Raw genomic sequence first — 5315 nt, forward strand, 5'->3', positions numbered from 1 at the left:
CTGCTCTGCCCCGCCCACCATCACCTGCTGCATGCCTCCGGATTCACCATGACGATGGTCGACGGCAGACCCTGGCTGCTCGCCCCACCGGAGCTCGACCCGGATCAGACCTGGCGGCGGCTCGGCAAGGCCCGGGTCACCATGCGACCCGGCGATAGCGAGGAGTCGGCGGCGTGAGGGGCATCACCGTCCGGCAAGGACCGTGGCGGCTACCAGGCGGCCGTCTCGTAGTCCTTGAGGAAGACGCCGTACAGGTCCTCGCCGCCCTCGCCCCGCACGATCGGGTCGTAGACCCGTGCCGCGCCGTCGACGAGGTCGAGCGGGGCGTGGAAGCCCTCCTCCGCCAGCCGCACCTTCGTGGGATGCGGGCGCTCGTCGGTGATCCAGCCGGTATCGACGCTCGTCATGAGGATGCGATCGGTCTCGAACATCTCCTTCGCGCTCGTCCGCGTGAGCATGTTGAGCGAGGCCTTCGCCATGTTGGTGTGCGGATGCCCCGGCCCCTTGTAGCCCCGACCGAACTGCCCCTCCATCGCCGAGACGTTGACGATGTAGGTGCGCCGCGCCGACGAGGCGGCCATCGCCGGCCGCAGGCGGGAGACCAGCAGGAACGGCGCCGTCACATTGGCGAGCTGCACCTCGAGCATCTCGAGCGGATCGACCTCGTGCACGAACTGGGTCCAGCTGTTGGAATCGTGGTGATCCGGCACGAGGCCGCCGGCGTCGATCGCCGTCCCCGCGGCGAGCCGGGCGAGCGAGGAGGATCCGGCCGCCAGGGCGAGCTCGGTCAGACCGGCGGCGCTGAACCGGTCTGCCCCGAGGTCGCCTTCCTCGAGGCCGGTGACCCCGAGCTGGGCGGCCCCCAGATCGGTGATGCCGAGATCGGTGTTGCCGAGCGAGGCCGCGCCGGCGAGAAGAGGATGGCTCGCCACGGAGGCGGCGAGCGCCTGCGGATGGGCGTCACTGGTGTGGCCGAAGGTCAGCAGCTCCGGCAGGGGACCGTCGGGAAGCGGTTCGGACTCCGCCTCGGCCAGAAGGGCGTACGAGCCCGGCGAACGGCGCACGGTCTGGGCGGCGTTGTTGATGAGGATGTCGAGCGGTCCGGCCGCGATCATCGTCTCGGTCAGGCCGACCACCTGGGCGGGGTCCCTGAGATCGATGCCGACCACCCGCAGGCGGTGCAGCCAGTCCCGCGAATCGGGCAGGGACGAGAACCGGCGCACGGCATCACGGGGGAACCGGGTGGTGATGGTGGTGTGCGCGCCGTCCCTGAGCAGGCGCAGGGCGATGTACATGCCGATCTTGGCCCGGCCGCCGGTGAGCAGGGCGTTCCTTCCGGTGAGATCGGTGCGGGCGTCCCGCTTGGCGTGGCTCTTGGCCGCGCAGTCGGGACACAGCTGGTGATAGAAGGCGTCGACCTGCGTGTAGTGCTGCTTGCAGATGTAACACGGCCGCGACTTGATCAGGGTGCCAGCCGTCGGGGCGGCGACGGTGATGGCGAGTGGGATGCCGCGCGTCTCGTCGTCGATCCGGTCCGGGGCTCCCGTCGCGGTCGCCGCCACCACTCGCCTGTCGGCCTCGGCGACCTCGGCCCGCTTCTCGAGGCGGCGGCTCTTCTTGACCGATTTGAACATCCGTGCGGTCGCCCGGCGAACGGCGACGAAGTCGGGGTGCTCCTCGTCGATGCCGTCCATCGCCGCAAGCACCCTCAGGGTCACCTCGAGGTCTGCGGGGTCGATGGCGGGGTCGGAGGGCACAGGAGATTCTACGTCGGGAGCGGGGACGGGGCGATCACGGGCACCAGGCGATCACGAGCACGGGGCGATCACAGGAGCCGGGGGCCCGGACCCGCCGCGGCGAGCTCGTCGTCGGGGTTGAGCAGCCGGCAGGCCTTCATCGACAGGCATCCGCATCCGATGCATCCGGTCAGCTCGCGCTCGAGCCGTTCGATGGCGAGCCGGCGTTCCTCGAGCGCGGCCCTCCAGGCACGGGACATGCGCTGCCAGTCGGCCTGGGTCGGCGTCTGGTCCAGCGGCACCGTGGAGAACACCTCCTGCACGTCCGTCAGCGGGATCCCGACGCGCTTGGCCATCACGATGAGGGAGATGCGACGGATCATGTGGCGGGGAAAGCGGCGCTGGTTGCCGTTCGTCCGCTGCGAGACGATGAGGCCCATCCTCTCGTAGAAGTGGAGGGCGGACACGGCGACACCGGTCCTCCTGCTGATCTCACCGACGGTGAGGAGATCGTCCGACGAGGGATGAGCCGCCGCTGGGGAATCACCCGCCGTCGAGCCGCCCTCTGTCGAGATCGCCACCCGTCCACCCCTTCCGTCGATTATGTGCGACGAGTATAGCTTGACCTCAAGTGAGGTTTAGGTTTTAACCTGAAGAAGCGATTCGCCCGCCGGGTCCTCACCTGTCCCGAAACGAACCGCGTCGAACCACCGACAACAGGAAAGAAGAATCATGACCGCCTACACACTGCCGCCTCTTCCCTACGACTACTCCGCCCTGGAGCCCCACATCTCGGGAACGATCATGGAGTTGCACCACGACAAGCATCACCAGGCCTACGTGACCGGGGCGAACACGGCCATCGACCAGCTGGCCGAGGCCAGGGACACCGGCAACCTCGCGGGGGTGAACAAGCTCGAGAAGGACCTCGCCTTCAACCTTGGCGGCCACGTCAACCACTCCGTGTTCTGGACCAACATGTCCCCGGATGGCGGCGACCGGCCGACCGGGGAGCTCGCCGCGGCCGTGGACGACGCCTTCGGGTCCTTCGACAAGTTCCAGAGCCACTTCACGGCCACGGCGCTCGGCGTGCAGGGCTCCGGCTGGGCGGTGCTGGCGTGGGACGCACTGGGTGCGCGGCCCGTCATCTTCCAGCTCTTCGACCAGCAGGGGAACGCCCCGCTCGGGGTGGTCCCGCTGCTTCAGCTCGACGTCTGGGAGCACGCCTACTACCTCGACTACAAGAACGTGCGTGCCGACTACGTCAAGGCGTTCTGGAACGTGGTCAACTGGAGCGACGTGCAGCAGCGGTTTGCGGCCGCGCAGGCCGCGACGGTCCTCCCGGCCTGAGCGGGGCCGGCCAGGAAGAGACGATGACAGCAGTCGAGACGACGATGGCGGACAGGTTCAAGGCGGCCTTCCGGAGCCATCCGGCCGGGGTGGCGTTGATCACCGCGAACGGCCCGCATGGTCCGGTCGGGTTGACGGCCTCGAGCGTCGCCTCGGTGGCCGTCGATCCGACCACCCTGGTCTTCTCGGTGACCCGGTCGAGCGGCTCGGCCGGCGACATCCTCGCGGCCGATCGCCTTGTGGTGCACCTGCTGCGGGCGGAGAACGTCGAGGTGGCCAGGGCCTTCGCCCGCTCCGGGGAGCCGCGCTTCACGGCGGAGCAGCGGTGGACGACCCTACCGACGGGGGAGCCGCTCCTGGCGTCCGCGCCGGTCGCGATGCTCGCTCGCCCCATCCATCAGGTCGCCGTCGGCTCGTCGACCCTCGTCGTCGCCGAGGTGCTCGATGTCATCGAGGGCGAGCCGGGCACGCCGCTGGTCTATCACGACCGGCTGTTCCATTCCCTGGGCGGCGAGACCGTCCTGTAGGAGGGGCCCCGGGCATCTGGAATGGCCGCGGGGATATCGGGGGCTCCCGGGTGTGGCACGGTTGACTCATGACCACCACGCCCGGGACGCCCCTGCTCGAGCGCCTGCCACCGACCTACGACCCGGATGCCGTCTACTCGGCCTTCGTGGAGTGGGCGGCCGAGCGCGGGCTGAGCCTCTACCCGGCCCAGGACGAGGCGATCATCGAGATCGTCTCCGGCGCCAACCTCATCCTGAGCACGCCGACGGGAACCGGCAAGTCGCTTGTGGCCATCGCCGCGCACTTCGCGGCCATCGGCGAGGGCAGGCGCACCTTCTACACGGCGCCCATCAAGGCGCTGGTCTCGGAGAAGTTCTTCAGCCTGGTCGAGGTCTTCGGCGCGCAGAACGTCGGCATGGTCACCGGCGACTCCAGCGTGAACGCGGATGCCCCGATCATCTGTTGCACGGCCGAGATCCTCGCCAACCTCGCCCTGCGTGAGGGGGAGGACGCGCCGGTCGACCAGGTGGTCATGGACGAGTTCCACTTCTACTCCGACCCCGATCGCGGCTGGGCCTGGCAGGTGCCGCTGCTCGCCCTGCCGCGGGTGCAGTTCATCCTCATGTCGGCGACCCTCGGCGACGTGGACTGGCTCGCGAAGGACCTGTCCACCCGCAACAGCAGGGAGACCGCCGTCGTCACCGGGGTGGACCGGCCCGTCCCGTTGCACTACTCCTACGCGACGACACCCGTGCACGAGACCGTCGAGGACCTGCTCGCCACCGGCCAGGCGCCGATCTACATCGTGCACTTCTCCCAGCTGGCCGCCCTCGAACGCGCCCAGGCGCTCACGAGCATCAAGATCGCCAGCCGTGAGCAGCGGGACGAGATCGCGGAGGCGATCGGCGACTTCCGGTTCACGACCAATTTCGGGCGCACCCTGAGCCGGCTCATCCGTTCGGGCATCGGCGTCCACCACGCCGGGATGCTGCCCAAGTACCGCCGGCTGGTCGAGCAGCTCGCCCAGCGCGGGCTGCTCAAGGTCATCTGCGGCACGGACACCCTCGGTGTCGGCATCAATGTGCCGATCCGCACCGTGCTGCTCACCGCCCTCACGAAGTTCGACGGCACACGCATGCGGCAGCTCAATGCGCGCGAGTTCCACCAGATCGCGGGGCGGGCCGGACGCGCCGGCTATGACACGGCAGGCACGGTCGTCGCGCAAGCCCCCGAGCACGAGACCGAGAACCTCAAGGCCATCGAGAAGGCCGGTGACGACCTCAAGAAGCGTCGCAAGATCGTGCGCAAGAAGGCGCCAGAAGGGTTCGTCTCGTGGGGCGAACCGTCATTCAATCGGCTGATCGAGGCAGAACCCGAGACCTTGACCTCGAGCATGCAGATCACCAGCGCGATGATGATCAACGTCATCGGCCGTGGCGGCGACGTGTACGAGCACCTGCGGGCCTTGATCTTCGACAACCACGAGTCGTGGAAGCGGCAGCTCGCCCTCGCGCGGCGCGCCTTGGGCATCTACCGCACCCTGCTGACCGCGGGCGTCGTGGAGCAGGCCGATGGAAGGGTGCGCCTCACGGTCGATCTCCAACCGAACTTCGCGCTCAACCAGCCGCTTTCGCCCTTCGCGCTCGCCGCGTTCGAGCTGCTCGATCCCGACTCGGCCGACTATGCGCTCGACGTCATCTCGATCGTCGAGGCGACTCTCGA

5 protein-coding genes are annotated in these 5315 nt (G+C 68.7%); 3 read left to right on the top strand and 2 right to left on the bottom strand.

All coding sequences use genetic code 11. From position 1 onward, the window contains the following. Positions 1-209: 209 nt before the first annotated feature. Positions 210-1757 (bottom strand): SDR family NAD(P)-dependent oxidoreductase, encoded by a 1548-nt coding sequence (locus VGC18_RS00735; protein ID WP_331093200.1) that lies wholly within the window; start codon positions 1755-1757, stop codon positions 210-212. 68 nt (positions 1758-1825) lie between these two features. After that, positions 1826-2311, bottom strand: a complete 486-nt coding sequence (soxR, locus tag VGC18_RS00740) for a redox-sensitive transcriptional activator SoxR (RefSeq protein ID WP_331093208.1) — start codon at positions 2309-2311, stop codon at positions 1826-1828. Positions 2312-2468: 157 nt separating this feature from the next. Here soxR and VGC18_RS00745 point away from each other — a divergent pair, with 157 nt between their 5' ends. The 3 genes from VGC18_RS00745 to VGC18_RS00755 form a co-directional block, all read left to right on the top strand. Further along, entirely contained in the window at positions 2469-3086 is a 618-nt protein-coding gene (locus VGC18_RS00745) for a superoxide dismutase (RefSeq protein ID WP_331093202.1), read from the top strand. 23 nt (positions 3087-3109) lie between these two features. After that, a complete protein-coding gene (locus tag VGC18_RS00750) occupies positions 3110-3613 on the top strand; it encodes a flavin reductase family protein (RefSeq protein WP_331093204.1) in 504 nt (167 codons plus the stop codon). A 68-nt stretch (positions 3614-3681) separates the two neighbouring features. After that, a partial coding sequence (locus VGC18_RS00755; RefSeq protein ID WP_331093206.1) for a DEAD/DEAH box helicase occupies positions 3682-5315 on the top strand: 1634 nt, incomplete at its 3' end.

Source organism: Lacisediminihabitans sp., assembly GCF_036404185.1.
GTDB lineage: Bacteria > Actinomycetota > Actinomycetes > Actinomycetales > Microbacteriaceae > Lacisediminihabitans.

Bases quoted from the DNA above. Each gene is read 5' to 3' on its own strand.
- VGC18_RS00745 (WP_331093202.1), top strand. From the start codon at position 2,469: ATGACCGCCTACACACTGCCGCCTCTTCCCTACGACTACTCCGCCCTG.
- VGC18_RS00750 (WP_331093204.1), top strand. From the start codon at position 3,110: ATGACAGCAGTCGAGACGACGATGGCGGACAGGTTCAAGGCGGCCTTC.